Below are 14,522 nucleotides of genomic sequence, written 5' to 3'. Positions count from 1 at the left end.
ACGGGCCCTGCCCGTCACCCGCCGGGGCCTTGGCCCCGGACCCCCTTACTGGGGTGCGGAGAAGGCGAGAACCCGGTCGCTCGGGAAATCGTAGAGTTTGCCCGTCTCGTTCCAATCGGGCGAGGCGAGGCGCACGAAATGCGGCGCCAGATCCTCCGGCGTCCTGAGCGTGGCCGGATCCTCGCCCGGCATCGCCGCCGCGCGCATGCGGGTGCGCAGGGGGCCGGGATTGAGCAGCATCGCGCGCACCCCCGTCCGCTCGTTCTCGGCGGCGTAGGTGCGCACCATCGCCTCCAGCGCCGCCTTGGAAACGGAATACGGGCCCCAATAGGCCCGGCACTTCGCGGCCGCACCCGAGGAGACGAAGATCGCGCGTCCCGCATCCGAGCGCTGCAGCAGTGGATCGAACGAGCGGATCAGGCGCCAGTTGGCGGTGACGTTGATCGCCATCACCTGATCCCAGACCTTGGGCGTGACGTGACTCACCGGCATCAGGTTGCCGAGGATGCCGGCATTGCCGACCACCGCGTCGAGCCGGCCCCAGCGCTCGTTGAGCGCAGCACCGAGGCGGTCGATGGCCTCGTAATCGGTGAGATCGAGCGGCACCAGCGTCGCGCTGCCGCCGGCCCGCCGGATCGCGTCGTCGAGTTCCTCCAAGCCGCCCTGCGTGCGGGCGACCGCGACGACGTGGGCCCCGGCCCCGGCCAGCGCGAGCGCCGCGGCGCGACCGATGCCGCGGGAGGCACCGGTGACGACGGCGACGCGGCCGTCGAGGATCTTGTCGGCCATGCGGTTCAGTCCGCCTCGGCCAGCATCGCGAAGCGCTTCGGCCCGGCGATGGCGAGATCGGTCAGGCCGGTCGGGTAGTCGCCGGTGAAGCAATGGTCGGTGTATTGCGGGCAGTCGGCGTTGCGCGCCTCCTCGCCCATCGCCCGGTAGAGGCCGGGGATCGACAGGAAGGCCAACGAATCGGCGCCGATGTATTTGCGCATCCCCTCGAGGTCGTGGGTGGCGGCCAGGAGTTTCTCGCGCTCGGGCGTGTCGATGCCGTAGAAGTCGGGGTACGTGATCGGCGGCGAGGCGATGCGGAAATGCACCTCGCGGGCCCCGGCGTCCCGCATCATCCGCACGATCTTCACGGATGTCGTGCCGCGCACGAGGCTGTCGTCCACGAGCACGATGCGCTTGCCCTCGACCGCGGCGCGGTTGGCCGAGTGCTTCATCCGCACGCCGAGTTCGCGCACGGTCTGGGTTGGCTGGATGAAGGTACGCCCGACATAGTGGTTGCGGATGATGCCCATCTCGAAGGGCAGGCCGGCTTCCTGGGCGAAGCCGAGCGCCGCCGGCACGCCGGAATCCGGCACCGGGATCACCACGTCGGCCTCGGGCAGGGCCTCGCGGGCGAGTTCCTGGCCGATGGCCTTGCGCACGGCGTAGACGCTCTTGCCGTTCACGACCGAGTCGGGACGGGCGAAGTAGATGTACTCGAAGATGCAGGGGCGCATCGGCTGCTTCTCACTGAAGCGGATCGACTCGACGCCCTCTTCCGAGATCACCACCACCTCGCCGTTCTCGACATCGCGGATGAAGCGGGCGCCGATGATGTCGAGGGCGCAGGATTCGGAGGCGAGGATGTAGCGCCCGTCGAGTTCGCCGAGCACGAGCGGGCGGATGCCCAGCGGGTCGCGGGCGCCGATCAGCTTCTTGTTGGTCAGCGCGACGATGGCGTAAGCGCCCTGGATCTGCTGCAGCGCGTCGATGAAGCGCTCGACGATGCGCGGTTTGCGCGAGCGGGCCGCCAGATGCAGGATCACCTCGGTGTCCGAGGTCGATTGCGTGATGGCGCCGTCGCGCACGAGGTCGCGGCGGATCGAGAGCGCGTTGGTCAGGTTGCCGTTATGGGCCACCGCCAGCCCGCCGCTGGCGAGTTCGGCAAACAGCGGCTGGACGTTGCGCAGGATGGTGCCGCCGGTGGTCGAGTAGCGCACGTGGCCGATGGCGGAGCGGCCGGCTAGCCGCTCGATCGTGCCGCGGTCGGAGAAGTTGTCGCCGACGAGGCCCTGGCGGCGCTCGGAGTGGAACACGCCGTCGTCGTAGGAGACGATGCCCGCCGCCTCCTGGCCGCGGTGCTGCAGGGCGTGCAGGCCCAGCGCCACGATCGCCGAGGCGTCGTCGTGCCCGTAAATGCCGAAGACGCCGCATTCCTCGCGAAGCGTATCGCCGTCGATATCCAGATCCCGGACATCGGCGCTCGCGCTGACAGCTGACATGTCGATCTCGAATCTTGGAGGCACGCAGGTCACGCGGGCCTCGCATCCGGCACGGCGGGAAACGGCCGGAGGCGCCTCTCGCCCGCGGCCTCTGCCGCGAGGGATGACGCCGGGACCGTCGTGAAACCGTTACCTAGGCTCGGATTTCGTCGCAACCAAGACCGATTCCAGCATATCGCGCGCAATCCGGCTGCATTGCTGGCGCAAGGCAGATTTCGGATGCGAGAGGCTGGATGGGGCGCGATCGGCGCCCACGCATCGTCCGGATCATCCCGAAGGCGGTCTCCGGCTCTCGGGATGACGCGGGCACAGAGGCAGGAACGGAAGGCTAGCGCTTCGGCTCGGGGCCGGCCTCGCTGCGGCGCTGGGCGGGGAGGTCGGTCTCCGGCGGCGGCTCCTCGGCCGGTCCCTCGCCCTTCGGCTTGCGGAACTGCTTGAGGAAGCCCTCAGGGTTGTCGGGCAGTTGCGCCACCAGCGCCTCGCCCGAGCTTTCCAGCAGCGACCGGCTCTTGGCCTGGGCCGCCCAGTCCGGCACCTTGCCCTGGACGAGCCAAGCCAGGAACACCCAGCCGATCACGCAGATCAGGAAGCCGCGGCCCGCCCCGAACAGGAAGCCGAGGGAGCGGTCGACGGCGCCGATGCGCGAATCGAGCACGAGGTCGGAGATCTTCACCGTCACCAGCGAGACCACGATCAGGGTGGCGAGGAAGATCGCGGCGATGGAGGCGACGAGCGCCACGGTGTCGCTGGAGATGTGCTGCTTGACGGTCGGCAGCAGCAGCGGATGGAGCGACCACGCCACCGCGGCGGCGGCCACCCAGGCAATGATCGCGAGCACCTCGCGCGTCACGCCGCGCACGGCGGCGAGCAGCGCCGAGACGAGCACGATGCCGAGCACCACGAGGTCGAGGACGGAAAACGGCATCGCAGGATTCGGTTCGCAGGGGCGGGACGAGGCAGCCTTGCCCGGATCGCGACGGTTCCCCCGGCCCGCGCGTCCTCAGTCGTTCTTAACGATATACCCCGGCGAACCTCGGCCGTCACCTTCGGCCCTGGCGGCTTCGCGGAAGGCCTTTTCAATGTGCGGACCTTAAGGCTGAGCCCGTGGCGGGCTCATGCGAGGGTTGTGTATGCAATCGTGCGGAAACGCCAGGGCTGGAACGGGCCCCGCACCCGGTGAGCCGCCGGGTGTCTGCGGGCGACGGCATCGTTCGATTGCATGACGGAGCACAACGATGATGTGGTTCGTGCCACGCATCCGCGTGAGTGTGATGTTCCGCCGAGTGCGGAGGACCAGCGTTCACCTGATCCTCCGCGTATCGCTCGGGTAGCGGTATCGCCACACGGGTCGGGAGACTTCGCGGTCTCTCGGCCCGCTCCACGAAGAGCCATGCTGCCATGGCATTCCGTGGACGACCGAAGTGTTCGCGCACCCCGGTCTTTCGGGGATCATTGCATCGATCGCCGCAAAATCAAGGCTTTTGCCCATCCGTGGCGGCGGGCCAGGACCCTAGCGCATCGTGCTGGATATCGGATCTAGCACGATGCGCTAGGCTCTTGTTTTTAAATCGTCTTTTTCCGAAAGCCGGCAGCCACCTTTCGGGACGATGCTCTAGAACGGATCGTCCGGCACCGCGTAATCGTCGCGCGAGCGCTCCCGCTTGCCCCCGACCCGCCGCGGCGCCCCCGAGGCGATGCCGGCGACGAGGTCGGCGATGTGGCGCAGCGCCTCCGTCGGCAGCGCCCGCTCGCCGCTCTCGCCGCGCCCCTGCGGGGTGATCGCCTTGCCGAAGCCGAGCTTCAGCGCCTCCTTCAGCCGGGCCGGCGCCTGCGAGACCGGCCGCACCGCCCCCGACAGGCCGAGTTCGCCGAAATAGACCGAGTCCGAGGGCAGCGCCGCGCCCGAGAGCGAGGAGACGAGGGCGGCGGCGACCGCGAGATCCGCGGCGGGTTCGGTGATGCGCAGGCCGCCCGCGACGTTGAGGTAGACGTCGTGGCCGCCGAGTCGGATGCCGCCATGGGCCTCCAGCACGGCGAGCACCATCGACAGGCGGTTGGGGTCCCAGCCGACCACGGCGCGGCGCGGCATGCCGAGGGACGAGGGGGCGACCAGCGCCTGGATCTCGACCAGAAGCGGCCGCGTGCCCTCCATCCCGGCGAAGACCGCGGTGCCCGGCGCGGCGTGGTCGCGGCCCGCCAGGAACAGGGCGGAGGGGTTCGGCACCTCGGCGAGCCCGGCATCGGTCATCTCGAACACGCCGATCTCGTCGGTGGGCCCGAAGCGGTTCTTGACCGCGCGCAGGATGCGGAAATGGTGGCCCTGATCGCCCTCGAACGAGGCGACCGCATCGACCATGTGCTCGACCACGCGCGGCCCCGCGATCTGCCCGTCCTTGGTGACGTGGCCGACGAGGATCACCGCCGTGCCCGTGGTCTTGGCGAAGCGGATCAACGCCTGGGCCGATGAGCGCACCTGGGTGACGGTGCCCGGCGCCGATTCCACCGTTTCGGTCCACATGGTCTGGATCGAGTCGATGATGGTCAGCGCCGGCGGATGGCCCTGCGACAGCGTCTCGACGATGTCCTCGACATTGGTCTGCGCCGCCAGCTCCACCGGGTGCCCCGCCAGCCCGAGGCGTTCGGCGCGCAGGCGCACCTGCCCCACCGCCTCCTCGCCGGAGATGTAGGCGACCCGCTCCCCGCTTTTCGCCATGGCCGCGGAGGCCTGCATCAGCAGCGTCGACTTGCCGATGCCGGGATCGCCGCCGAGCAGGATCACCGAGCCGCGCACGAAACCGCCGCCGGTCACCCGGTCGAGTTCGTTGATGCCCGAGGGCGTGCGCGGCGCCTCCTTGGCCTCGCCGGTCAAGCCTTCGAGGGGGAAGACGCGGCCGCGCGCCCGCGACGGCCGGGTCGCCGCCGGACCCGATTGCGGGCCGGCGCTGGGCACCTCCTCCTGGATCGTGTTCCAGCCGTTGCAGGCCTCGCAGCGCCCGCGCCAGCGGTTGTAGACCGCCCCGCAGGACTGGCAGACGAAGGTCTGTTGGATCTTTGCCATGGGGCGGGATGTCTTCGGGGCCGAGCGGTTTTCGGGGCGTCCAACCCACAGCCTCATCCTGAGGTGCCGCGAAGCGGTCTCGAAGGATCGTCCAGGGATCGCGCGGCCGGCTGGAGGATCCTTCGAGGCCGACGCTTCGCTCCGGCACCTCAGGATGAGGACGCGCAGGGGAATTCGGTTCGAACGATCACTCTACATAAGAGCGAACATAACGGGAACCCAGGCCCGTGAGGATCTCGTAGCCGATGGTACCGGCCGCCTGCCCCACCGTGTCGATGTCGAGGCTGTCGCCGATCAGCGTGGCGGTGGCGCCGCGCCGCGCCTCGGATGCGTCGGTGACGTCGAGGATGATGAGGTCCATCGAGATCAGGCCGACGATCGGGCAGGGCACGCCGCCGACCAGGGCGTGGCCGCTGTTGCTGGCGGAGCGGGGATAGCCGTCGGCGTAGCCGAGCGAGAGCGTGGCCAGCCGGCGCGGGGCGGGGGCCTGCCAGCGGCCGTTATAGCCGCAGCTCTCGCCGGCCTCGACGGCGCGGAGCTGGAGGATCGTCGCCTCGAGCCGCACCACCGGCCGCATCGGGTTCGGCTGACCGGGCTCCGGATTGCCGCCGAACAGCGCGTAGCCCGGCCGCAGCAGGTCGTGGCGGGCGCGCGCCGCGAGGCAGGTGCCCGAGGAATTGGCGAGCGAGGCCCGCAGAGGGGGGAAGGCGTCCCGCACCTGGGCGAAGGCTTCGGCTTGGCCGGCGTTGAGCGGGTCGTCCGGCAGCTCCGCGCTGACGAGATGGCTCATCACGAGGTCGATCCCGGCCCGCGCGATCAGGGGATCGCCGGCCAGCGCCAGCGCCTCCTCGACCCGCAGGCCGAGCCGGTTCATGCCGGTATCGACGTGGAGCGCGGCCGGCGCCGCGCCGTCCGTCGCGGCGGCCCATTCGAGGAGTTCGCCGCGGTCGCCGAGGACGGGGCGCAGGCCGTGGGCGCGAAACACCTCCGCATGGCCGGGCGGAAGCCCGTTGAGCACGTAGATCGCCGCCTCCGGCAGGATTTTTCGCGCGGCGATGCCCTCGGAGAGATGCGCGACGAAGAACGTCCGGCAGCCCGCCCGCCACAGGGCGGGCGCGACCGCCGCGAGGCCGCAGCCATAGGCATCGGCCTTCACCACGGCGCCGCACTCGGCCTGCGGGGCGCACGCCCCGAGCGCACGCCAATTCGCGGCGATCGCCGCGAGATCGACCGTCAGGCGGGCGCCGTGGCCCGGATCCGCGAAACTGTCTCCGGAAATGGTCAGGACTCCCCGCTCTCCGGTGGCCAGGGCACCGGCCGGGTCATGATCGCCTCGAAGCTGTAGGGGCATTCGGCGGGGAATAGATCCTCGTCGAGCCCGGTCTCACCGGCCGCCTCGATTCGCGCCCGGCGATAGGCGTCGCGCATGGCGCCCGGCAGGCGGTGCTTGAGGCTCGGGAAACGTTCGAGGAGAAGCTCGGCATCAACACGCTTGACCCGGATGGAGATCGTCCAGCTCCGTGAACGTCGCTCGGGCTGATGATCCCACTTCAGGAGATGCATCAGGATGATCCGAAAGGCGCTCTCCAGCTTGTTGTAGATCTCGCCGCCCAAGTCCTCGATCTCCTCGGCCAGATTGAGCGCGTCGAGGGCGTCGAACTGCCCGCGGCGAAGCGCCTGGGCCTGCTCGTAGGCCCAGGCATAGAGGTCGCGGTCGAGGTGGTCGGGACCGGTGCGGGCCTGCGCGGCCTCGGACAGCAGACGCGCAAGGGGCTCGGCGAGCGCTGGAGGGGGAGCCTTCGCGACAAGGGCCACGAGGTAGCGAAGGGCCGGTCCGCCATCGGGCGCGACGTCACTGACCCTGGGCAACACCGACACGGGCGAGATGGGCCGGCCCTCTCTGATGAATCGGCCCGCGACCTCGAAGACGCCGCGATGCAGCCGCTCGGTCCAATCGTCGTCGCGCAGGATTGCGGCGATCCGGCCGTAGATGGCGGGCTCGGCCAGGATGAGGCCGACGAGCTGCTGCTCGGCCTCGAAGACCTCGTTCAGCGTCGGCGGCGCGGGCGGCCGCGCCTTCGGTGCGAGAGCCACGTCGTCTCTCCGGTCAGCCAGTACGGACAGACCTTATCACATCTGCTCGGGCATCCGGTCGCTTTGCGCCAGGTTCGAGAACCGCGTGATGTTGGCGTCGAACTGCAGCTCCACCGTGCCGGTCGGGCCGTGGCGCTGCTTGCCGAGGATCACCTCGGCCTTGCCGTGGACGCGCTGCATCTCGGCTTCCCAGGCGAAGAACTCCTCCGTGCCCTCGCGCGGCTTCTTGTTGCCGACGTAGTACTCCTCGCGGAACACGAACATCACGACGTCCGCGTCCTGCTCGATCGAGCCGGATTCGCGCAGGTCCGAGAGCTGGGGCCGCTTGTCGTCGCGGTTCTCGACCTGACGCGAGAGCTGCGACAGGCCGATGATCGGCACCGCCAGCTCCTTGGCCAACGCCTTCATGCCGGTGGTGATCTCGGTCATCTCCTGCACGCGGTTGTCGCTCTTCTTGCCGGAGCCGGAGAGGAGCTGAAGGTAGTCGATGATGAGAAGGTCGAGGCCCTTCTGGCGCTTGAGGCGTCGCGCCCGGGCGGCGAGCTGGGCGATCGAGATGCCGCCGGTCTGGTCGATGTAGAACGGGATCGTCTGCATGTCCCGGGCGGCGTCGGTGATCTTGTAGAAGTCTTCCGGGCGGATGTCGCCGCGGCGGATCTTGTAGGAGGGCACGCCCGACTGCTCGGCGATGATGCGGGTCGCCAATTGCTCGGCCGACATTTCGAGCGAGAAGAAGCCGACGATGCCGCCGTTGACGGTCTGCATGGTACCGTCGGGCTGCTTCTCGCCGCGATAGGCCTTGGCGATGTTGAAGGCGATGTTGGTCACGAGCGAGGTCTTGCCCATGGCCGGGCGCCCCGCGAGGATGATGAGGTCGGAGGGCTGCAGGCCGCCCATCTTGGCATCGAGGTCGGTCAGCCCCGTGGAGATGCCCGAGAGCTTGCCGTCGCGCTGGTAGGCCTTGGCCGCCATGTCGATGGCCGCGGTCAGCGCGTCGGAGAATTTCTGGAAGCCGCCGTCGTACTTGCCGGATTCGGCGAGTTCGTAGAGCCGGCGCTCGGTCGCCTCGATCTGGTCGCGCGGCCGGGATTCGACCGGCGCCTCGAAGGCGCCGTTGACCAGATCCTCGCCGATGGTGATGAGGCGGCGGCGGATGGCCAGATCGTAGATGGTGCGGCCGTACTCGCCCGCGTTGATGACGGTGGTGGCCTCCGCCGCGAGCCGGGCGAGATACTGCATCGGCGTGACGCCGCCGAGATCGGCGTCGCCGAGATAGGTCTTCAGCGTGATCGGCGTGGCGAGCTTGCCGGCCTTGATCAGCGAGACCGCGACCTCGAAGATCTGGCGGTGGACCGCCTCCATGAAATGCTCAGGGAGGAGGAAGTCCGAGACGCGGTAATAGGCGTCGTTGTTGACCATGATCGCGCCGAGCAGGGCCTGCTCCGCGTCGATGTTGTGCGGCGGCACCCGGTATTCGGGCTGCACCGCCTCCAAGTTGGCCGTGAGGGCGTTGGGCAGGGCCATGGCGCTTGTCCGTCGCTCCGATGCGGGCGGCTCGGCCGCCCCGTTTCATGCCCGCCGGACCTTGCCTCGGGATGGTGAAGCCTTCCTTAGCCGACCCGGTCCGGGCCGGCTGCAACACGCACGCCACGGGCCCCGAAACGCGAGACGCCCGCGGCTCCCGGGCGGCGGGAATCGCGGGCGTCATGCTGGAACGGATTGAGAACAAGTCAACGCCGAAGCCCGGCGCATCCCCGTTCTCCACCGCTTATACCAAGAGGCGATGATCCCGACCCATGGTCGGCATCATCGCGTTCGGCGGACGCCCGCCGCCTCGCCGTCGCGAGGGCCGCCGGCGATGAGGGGGCCCTCATCGCCGAAGTCGGGGGTTTCGAAAGGGCAAGCCCTTTCGCGGGTCCAGGGCGGAGCCCTGGTGAAGGGAGCTCGGGGCGCTGCCCCGAGACCCCGCCAAAGGGATGATCCCTTTGGGAACCCGGGACTTAGCCGCGGTCGTCGGCGCCCTCGCCGGCATCGGCGAGCGCCTGGCCGACTTCGAGGCCGAGGTCGTCGAGGTTGAACTGCTCGCGCTCGGTCACCGACTCGCCGCGGGCCTGACGCTCGGCCTCTTCCGGCGAACGGGCGATGTTGACGGTCACCTTGACCTCGACCTCGGGGTGCAGGGTCACCGGCACGGTGTGCAGGCCGAGCGTCTTGATCGGCTGGTTGAGCACGAACTGGCCGCGCTCGACGGTGAAGCCCTCCTTGGTGACGACCTCAGCGAGATCGCGGGTGGAGACCGAACCGTAGAGCACGCCGGTCTCGCCGGACTGGCGGATCAGCACGAAGCTCTGGCCGTCGAGCTTCTCGGCCACCGTCTGGGCCTCGTTGCGGCGCTCGAGGTTGCGCGCCTCGAGCTGGGCGCGCTGGGCCTCGAAATGCTTCTTGTTGTTCTCGGTGGCGCGCAGGGCCTTGCCGCGGGCGAGCAGGAAGTTGCGGGCGTAGCCGGGGCGCACGTTCACGGTCTCGCCCATCTGGCCGAGCTTGGCGACGCGTTCGAGCAGGATGACTTCCATGGGGCTTCTCCTTCGGGTGCTTGGAAGCGGGGGTTCGATCAGGCGTCGCCGCGGGGTTTCGGGCGGCGCCGGTCGAGGGCGGTGTCGGCGATGCCGAACAGGATCAGGGCGAGCATGGCCACGCCTTGTGTGAGGAACAGCAGCACGTAGAGCCCGGCGAGCAGGGCGAAGCGCCCCGGCCGGCCGCGGCTGCGGTCGTGGAAGGCGGCGAGCCCCTGGAGCGCGAAGGCCGCGCTGAAGGCGCCGATCAGGGCGATGCCGAGGGCGCCCGGATAGCCGGGCACCATCGCCAGCGTCAGGGCGGCGGCGAAGACCAGAAGGGCGGCCCGCGGCATCACCGTCGAGGGCAGGTCGGGCCAGGGCCGGAGCAGGCGCCCCGAGATCTGCACGATGCGGGCGGCGGCCCAGAGATAGAAGGTGAACAGGATCGTCAGACCCTGGGCGGCGATCGCCGGCGCGACGGTGGCGAGCGCGTCGGCGACCTCGCTGGCGAGGTCGTCGGTCTTCTCGCCGGTCTGCGCCCCGTCCTGCGGCTGCGGAGCGGTGGATTCGGCGGGCTGATCCGTGTTGCCGGACTGTGCCTCGTTCGAGGGGGCGGTCTGGGCGGGCGGCGGGATCCGGCCGCGCTGCACCTGGACCTGCACGACCCGGCGGCTCATCGACGTGAGCTGCGCACGGAAGGTGTCGTAGTCGGGCGAGGCGATGACGGCGATCGCGATGAAGGCCAGCGCCGCGGTGCCGGCGACCCAGGCGAGCAGGCGGCCCGTCGGATACCACTCGATCGTGCCGTCCGCGTTGGAACGGCCGAGCAGCGCGAGATAGGCGAGCCACCAGGCGGGCAGGGCGAGATAGGCCGCAAAGGCCAGGCCGAGATAGGGCGAGACGAAGAGAGCGAGCGCTAGCGCCCCCGAGACCACGGAGGCGAGCGCCGCGCGGTGGCTCCAGCCCAGGCCGACGATCAGGATCGGCAGCGGGGCGAGCAGGTAGAGGAGGATGGCGAGCGTCGTGGCCTTGAGCAGCACGCCGAACAGGAGCGCCGCCACGAGGCCGGCTCCGGCGCCGACAGGAATGTCCTTGGTCATAAGGTCCGCTGTCCCGCTGTCCCGGTTGGGCAGGGTTAGGGGCTGAAGACGGCGCCCCAACGATCGGGCGGCCCCTTTGCGGGGAGCCGCCCTCGCGATGATGGGTCGGTCCGCCCGAGGGCGAACCGGCAAGGACCTACTTGATGACGTAGGGCAGCAGGCCGAGGAAGCGCGAGCGCTTGATCGCCTGGGCGAGCTCGCGCTGCTTCTTGGCCGAGACCGCGGTGATGCGGGACGGCACGATCTTGCCGCGCTCCGAGACGTAGCGGGAGAGCAGCTTCACGTCCTTGTAGTCGATCTTGGGAGCGTTCTCGCCCGAGAAGGGGCAGCTCTTGCGACGACGGAAGAACGGACGACGGCCACCGCCGCCACCACCAGCACCGAAGGCCATGATCAGTTCTCCCCGCCGAAGTTGCGCTCGGGACGGTCGCCGCGGTCGCCGCGATCCCCACGGTCGCCGCCACCGAAGTCGTCGTCGCGGCGGCGCGGACGGTCACCGCGGTCGCGGTCCTTCCGGTCGTCGCGGTCGCGCTTCTGCATCATCGCGGAAGGCTCGGCCTCCAGCTGCTCGACGCGGACGGTCATGAAGCGCAGCACGTCCTCGGAGATCTGCATCTGGCGCTCCATCTCGGCCAGGGCGGCCGGAGGGGCGGAGATGTTGAGGAGCGTGAAATGCGCCTTGCGGTTCTTCTTGATACGGTAGGCGAGGGACTTGACGCCCCAGGACTCGATCTTCTCGATCGTGCCGCCGCCCGTCTCGATGACGCCCTTGTAGGTCTCGACCATGGTCTCGACCTGCTGGGCCGTCACGTCCTGGCGCGCCAGGAAGACGTGCTCGTAGAGAGGCATTTTTGGGCCTTTCCTTGCCATAAGGAAGCCCGCCCGCGCATCGCGGGTTGAATCGGGCCGGTTCTCTCGCGTTCTCTCGGCGCCAAGCCCTTCGAGCCGTGATGATGGCCCGAGCGGTTGATCGAAGGCGGAGACACCGGACGACGGGTTCTTCGAAAAACCCTGTGCCGAGAGAGGTTGTCTCTTGCGGCACCGTCCGTTCAGCCCCCGGCCGGAGCGAACGCGAAGGCCGCGCCTTTAGAGGGATTCGCTCCCTATGGCAAGGGCCGGGCGCCGACGGCAGGTCGAAAGGCAGGACTTCCTTGCGGGCGCCGAGCCGGTCGGCGAGCCCAAAAGGGGCGTTGAGGGCGCGCATCGACGGGATGCCGCCGGGACCGAGGCGCCGGACCGCGAAGCCCGGCCCGGACCCATCCTTCGACGCCCCATCCTCCGAATCCATGGCGGAGGTCTATTTCAAGGAGCCGGCGATGGCCTGCTGAATCCCTAGGATGTCGGCGCCCCGCTTGAGCGTGCGCTGGATCGGCTCGGGCCGGCCGGAGATCCAGATCTTGAGCTCGGAATCCATGTCGAAGCTGCCCGCGGTCTCGACCGAGAACGAGGTGATCGCCCGGTAGGGCACGGTCAGGTACTCGACCTTGCGGCCGGTCATGCCCTGGCGGTCCACCAGGATCAGCCGCCGGTCGGTGAAGACCATCAGGTCGCGGATCACCTTGAAGGCGACGCGCACGCTCTCGCCCGGAGCCAGCACCCCGGCGAGCTGCCGGTCCACCTCGTCCGCGGAGAGGTCGCTGCCGTGCCCGAGCAGCCCGTCGAGAAAGCCCATCGTGTCCGCCTCCTGCCTGTCGCCCGCCTGTCTCCGGCAGGATGTGGGGACGGTCGCGCTCGGACGCGAGGGAGGCGGGCTCAGCGGTGGCGGCGCTTGCGCGACTTCTGTCCCTTGACTTGTCCCTTGCGCTGGGTCCGCTCCATGCAACTCGCCCAGATGCGGCGGCCGATCTCGCGCAGTCCCAGATTGAGCGGGTCCGGTGCGGAAAAGACCTGCGCCCGCGCCTCGCTGCGGCAGAACGCATCCTCCGCGCTGCGGATCGGCGGCTCGCTCTGCGCGGCGGCGGACGACAGCCCGAGCCCCAATCCCAGCCCGAGCAGCAGGCCGGCCGCGGCCGGACCGCGGCGGGCCGGCGGATCGAAATCGATGCCCAGGATACGCAAGGCTTGGCCCTCCCTCTTCGCCTGCGGCGCGATGCGCATCATCGAAGCGGCGGCGATCTAACGTCGCGGGAGCCGGCCTTGCCAAGCGTCGTCGGACGATTGCGGCAGGCCCCTGCGTCGTCTGCCCACAGACAATCCCGCGGCGGATGACCGTCGAGGCGGGCGGGTCTGCGCCGCCGGGGGAACGTCCTTCGCTGCCGCGCGGAGCCGGGACAAAAGAAAACGCGCCGGGCTCGAAGCGTCCGGCGCGTGGGGGTCGTCTCGACAGGGCGACCGCTTGGCAGAGCGTTCCATGCGGGCTCCCGGGCGCCGGGAGCCGCGCGGGAGGCTTAGCGGCGGATCTTCACCTTGGCCTTGCGGGCGGCGTAGCGCGCGTCGCGGGCGGCCTTCTTGTCCGCAGCCTCGGCGGCCTTGCGCTCGGCGAGCGCAGCGGCCTCGGCAGCCTCGCGGGCGAGCTGAGCGGCAAGCTCCGCTTCCTCGCGCAGGCGCTTCTCTTCCGCGGCCTTGCGCTCGGTCTCGATCCGGATGCGCTCACGCTCGCGGGCACGCTCGTCACGGGCACGCGCAACCTCGGCACGCGCCTGGGCCTTGGCCCGTACTTCCGGATCGTCCAGAGCCGGACGGGCCTTGAACTTCTCGAGCAATGCCGCCTTGGCGGCCTGGGAGTTCTGACGGCGGTCTTCGAAGTTCCTGAAGTCGAATGCGCTCATATGACCTTTCTCATGCGGTGACACGGCCGACCGCCGGATCACTCAAGGTTCCGGACGGTCGGGACTCGGCGCGGGGTATGATAGAACGGGCGCAGTCGATGCACGAGTGCGCCGCAACACGCAACAGATGTCGCCCCTGTTTAAGGCGGCTCCGGTAACATTTTTCGATCTGTTGCGGGACGGAATCAGGTTTCGGGGCAGGTTTCGGGACCGGAAGCCCGAAGGTCCGGCCTCATCCGGCCTGCAGGTTGACCGCGGCCGGCTTGCCGCTGCGGCGGTCGTTCTCGACGTCGAAGGTCACCTTCTGGCCCTCGACGAGGCCGCGCAGGCCCGCCTGCTGGACGGCGGAGATGTGGACGAACACGTCCTTGCCGCCGGTATCGGGCTGGATGAACCCGTAACCCTTGATCTCATCGAACCATTTCACAGTGCCAGTGTTCATCCGGGTTCCTCCTCCGCTCGCCGCGGCACCCCGCACGGAATGCGTCCCGCCATCGGCCGAAAAAGGCCGTCCCGTTCGTCGAAGCGAGCGAGGAGATGAGCCGGTGCCGCGTCCCGTCCGGGGGCATCGAAGGCCTTGTCAGGGTCGGCCACCGATCGACAAGGCATAGTTATGTTCGATGAGGCAACCGTGCAAGCCGCGCAAAGGTTTCCTCGCGAACGGTTGCTTCGTCGGC

The 14,522-nt window shown here is 69.4% G+C and carries 15 protein-coding genes; all 15 read right to left on the bottom strand.

Features of this window, described 5'->3' with window-relative positions; translation table 11 throughout:
- Positions 1 to 45: 45 nt before the first annotated feature.
- The 15 genes from HNR51_RS13665 to HNR51_RS13595 all read right to left on the bottom strand — a co-directional run bounded on the left by HNR51_RS13665 (position 46) and on the right by HNR51_RS13595 (position 14,287).
- Complete coding sequence (locus tag HNR51_RS13665) at positions 46 to 789, bottom strand: SDR family NAD(P)-dependent oxidoreductase (RefSeq protein ID WP_141953318.1); 744 nt, start codon at positions 787 to 789, stop codon at positions 46 to 48.
- A 5-nt stretch (positions 790 to 794) separates the two neighbouring features.
- Complete coding sequence (purF, locus tag HNR51_RS13660) at positions 795 to 2,270, bottom strand: amidophosphoribosyltransferase (RefSeq protein ID WP_182555259.1); 1,476 nt, start codon at positions 2,268 to 2,270, stop codon at positions 795 to 797.
- A gap of 328 nt (positions 2,271 to 2,598) precedes the next feature.
- On the bottom strand, positions 2,599 to 3,195 hold the full coding sequence (locus HNR51_RS13655) for a CvpA family protein (protein ID WP_182555258.1): 597 nt from the start codon (positions 3,193 to 3,195) through the stop codon (positions 2,599 to 2,601).
- Positions 3,196 to 3,882: 687 nt separating this feature from the next.
- Positions 3,883 to 5,328, bottom strand: a complete 1,446-nt coding sequence (gene radA, locus HNR51_RS13650) for a DNA repair protein RadA (RefSeq protein WP_141953322.1) — start codon at positions 5,326 to 5,328, stop codon at positions 3,883 to 3,885.
- 187 nt (positions 5,329 to 5,515) lie between these two features.
- Positions 5,516 to 6,607: an alanine racemase gene (gene alr / locus HNR51_RS13645; protein WP_182555368.1), complete on the bottom strand. Its 1,092-nt coding sequence runs from the start codon at positions 6,605 to 6,607 to the stop codon at positions 5,516 to 5,518.
- 2 nt (positions 6,608 to 6,609) lie between these two features.
- Positions 6,610 to 7,422, bottom strand: coding sequence for a DUF29 family protein (locus HNR51_RS13640; protein WP_182555257.1), 813 nt, complete (start codon positions 7,420 to 7,422; stop codon positions 6,610 to 6,612).
- A gap of 36 nt (positions 7,423 to 7,458) precedes the next feature.
- Positions 7,459 to 8,946: a replicative DNA helicase gene (locus HNR51_RS13635; protein WP_012456119.1), complete on the bottom strand. Its 1,488-nt coding sequence runs from the start codon at positions 8,944 to 8,946 to the stop codon at positions 7,459 to 7,461.
- 476 nt (positions 8,947 to 9,422) lie between these two features.
- Positions 9,423 to 9,995: a 50S ribosomal protein L9 gene (rplI, locus tag HNR51_RS13630; protein ID WP_012456121.1), complete on the bottom strand. Its 573-nt coding sequence runs from the start codon at positions 9,993 to 9,995 to the stop codon at positions 9,423 to 9,425.
- A 38-nt stretch (positions 9,996 to 10,033) separates the two neighbouring features.
- The gene (locus HNR51_RS13625) at positions 10,034 to 11,077 is read right to left on the bottom strand and encodes a DUF2232 domain-containing protein (protein ID WP_182555256.1); all 1,044 of its coding nucleotides are present in this window, start codon (positions 11,075 to 11,077) and stop codon (positions 10,034 to 10,036) included.
- Positions 11,078 to 11,213: 136 nt separating this feature from the next.
- A complete protein-coding gene (rpsR, locus tag HNR51_RS13620; RefSeq protein WP_004446294.1) occupies positions 11,214 to 11,468 on the bottom strand; it encodes a 30S ribosomal protein S18 in 255 nt (84 codons plus the stop codon).
- Positions 11,469 to 11,470: 2 nt separating this feature from the next.
- Entirely contained in the window at positions 11,471 to 11,926 is a 456-nt protein-coding gene (gene rpsF / locus HNR51_RS13615) for a 30S ribosomal protein S6 (RefSeq protein ID WP_012456123.1), read from the bottom strand.
- Positions 11,927 to 12,374: 448 nt separating this feature from the next.
- The gene (locus HNR51_RS13610) at positions 12,375 to 12,749 is read right to left on the bottom strand and encodes a PH domain-containing protein (RefSeq protein ID WP_012456125.1); all 375 of its coding nucleotides are present in this window, start codon (positions 12,747 to 12,749) and stop codon (positions 12,375 to 12,377) included.
- An 80-nt stretch (positions 12,750 to 12,829) separates the two neighbouring features.
- Positions 12,830 to 13,135, bottom strand: coding sequence for a hypothetical protein (locus HNR51_RS13605; protein ID WP_182555255.1), 306 nt, complete (start codon positions 13,133 to 13,135; stop codon positions 12,830 to 12,832).
- 329 nt (positions 13,136 to 13,464) lie between these two features.
- Positions 13,465 to 13,845, bottom strand: coding sequence for a DUF6481 family protein (locus tag HNR51_RS13600; RefSeq protein WP_012456127.1), 381 nt, complete (start codon positions 13,843 to 13,845; stop codon positions 13,465 to 13,467).
- A 232-nt stretch (positions 13,846 to 14,077) separates the two neighbouring features.
- Positions 14,078 to 14,287, bottom strand: a complete 210-nt coding sequence (locus tag HNR51_RS13595; RefSeq protein WP_012456128.1) for a cold-shock protein — start codon at positions 14,285 to 14,287, stop codon at positions 14,078 to 14,080.
- Between the last annotated feature and the right edge of the window lie 235 nt (positions 14,288 to 14,522).

This window comes from Methylorubrum thiocyanatum, assembly GCA_014138645.1.
Lineage (GTDB): Bacteria > Pseudomonadota > Alphaproteobacteria > Rhizobiales > Beijerinckiaceae > Methylobacterium > Methylobacterium thiocyanatum.
Note: the sequence above shows the minus strand (reverse complement) of the source record. Positions and strands in the feature narration are given on the sequence as shown.

Coding starts and splice junctions, on each gene's coding strand:
- rplI (WP_012456121.1), bottom strand. CDS start 9,995: ATGGAAGTCATCCTGCTCGAACGCGTCGCCAAGCTCGGCCAGATGGGC.
- HNR51_RS13600 (WP_012456127.1), bottom strand. CDS start 13,845: ATGAGCGCATTCGACTTCAGGAACTTCGAAGACCGCCGTCAGAACTCC.
- HNR51_RS13610 (WP_012456125.1), bottom strand. CDS start 12,749: ATGGGCTTTCTCGACGGGCTGCTCGGGCACGGCAGCGACCTCTCCGCG.
- HNR51_RS13625 (WP_182555256.1), bottom strand. CDS start 11,077: ATGACCAAGGACATTCCTGTCGGCGCCGGAGCCGGCCTCGTGGCGGCG.
- HNR51_RS13655 (WP_182555258.1), bottom strand. CDS start 3,195: ATGCCGTTTTCCGTCCTCGACCTCGTGGTGCTCGGCATCGTGCTCGTC.
- rpsR (WP_004446294.1), bottom strand. CDS start 11,468: ATGGCCTTCGGTGCTGGTGGTGGCGGCGGTGGCCGTCGTCCGTTCTTC.
- HNR51_RS13665 (WP_141953318.1), bottom strand. CDS start 789: ATGGCCGACAAGATCCTCGACGGCCGCGTCGCCGTCGTCACCGGTGCC.
- purF (WP_182555259.1), bottom strand. CDS start 2,270: ATGTCAGCTGTCAGCGCGAGCGCCGATGTCCGGGATCTGGATATCGAC.
- radA (WP_141953322.1), bottom strand. CDS start 5,328: ATGGCAAAGATCCAACAGACCTTCGTCTGCCAGTCCTGCGGGGCGGTC.
- HNR51_RS13595 (WP_012456128.1), bottom strand. CDS start 14,287: ATGAACACTGGCACTGTGAAATGGTTCGATGAGATCAAGGGTTACGGG.
- HNR51_RS13635 (WP_012456119.1), bottom strand. CDS start 8,946: ATGGCCCTGCCCAACGCCCTCACGGCCAACTTGGAGGCGGTGCAGCCC.
- rpsF (WP_012456123.1), bottom strand. CDS start 11,926: ATGCCTCTCTACGAGCACGTCTTCCTGGCGCGCCAGGACGTGACGGCC.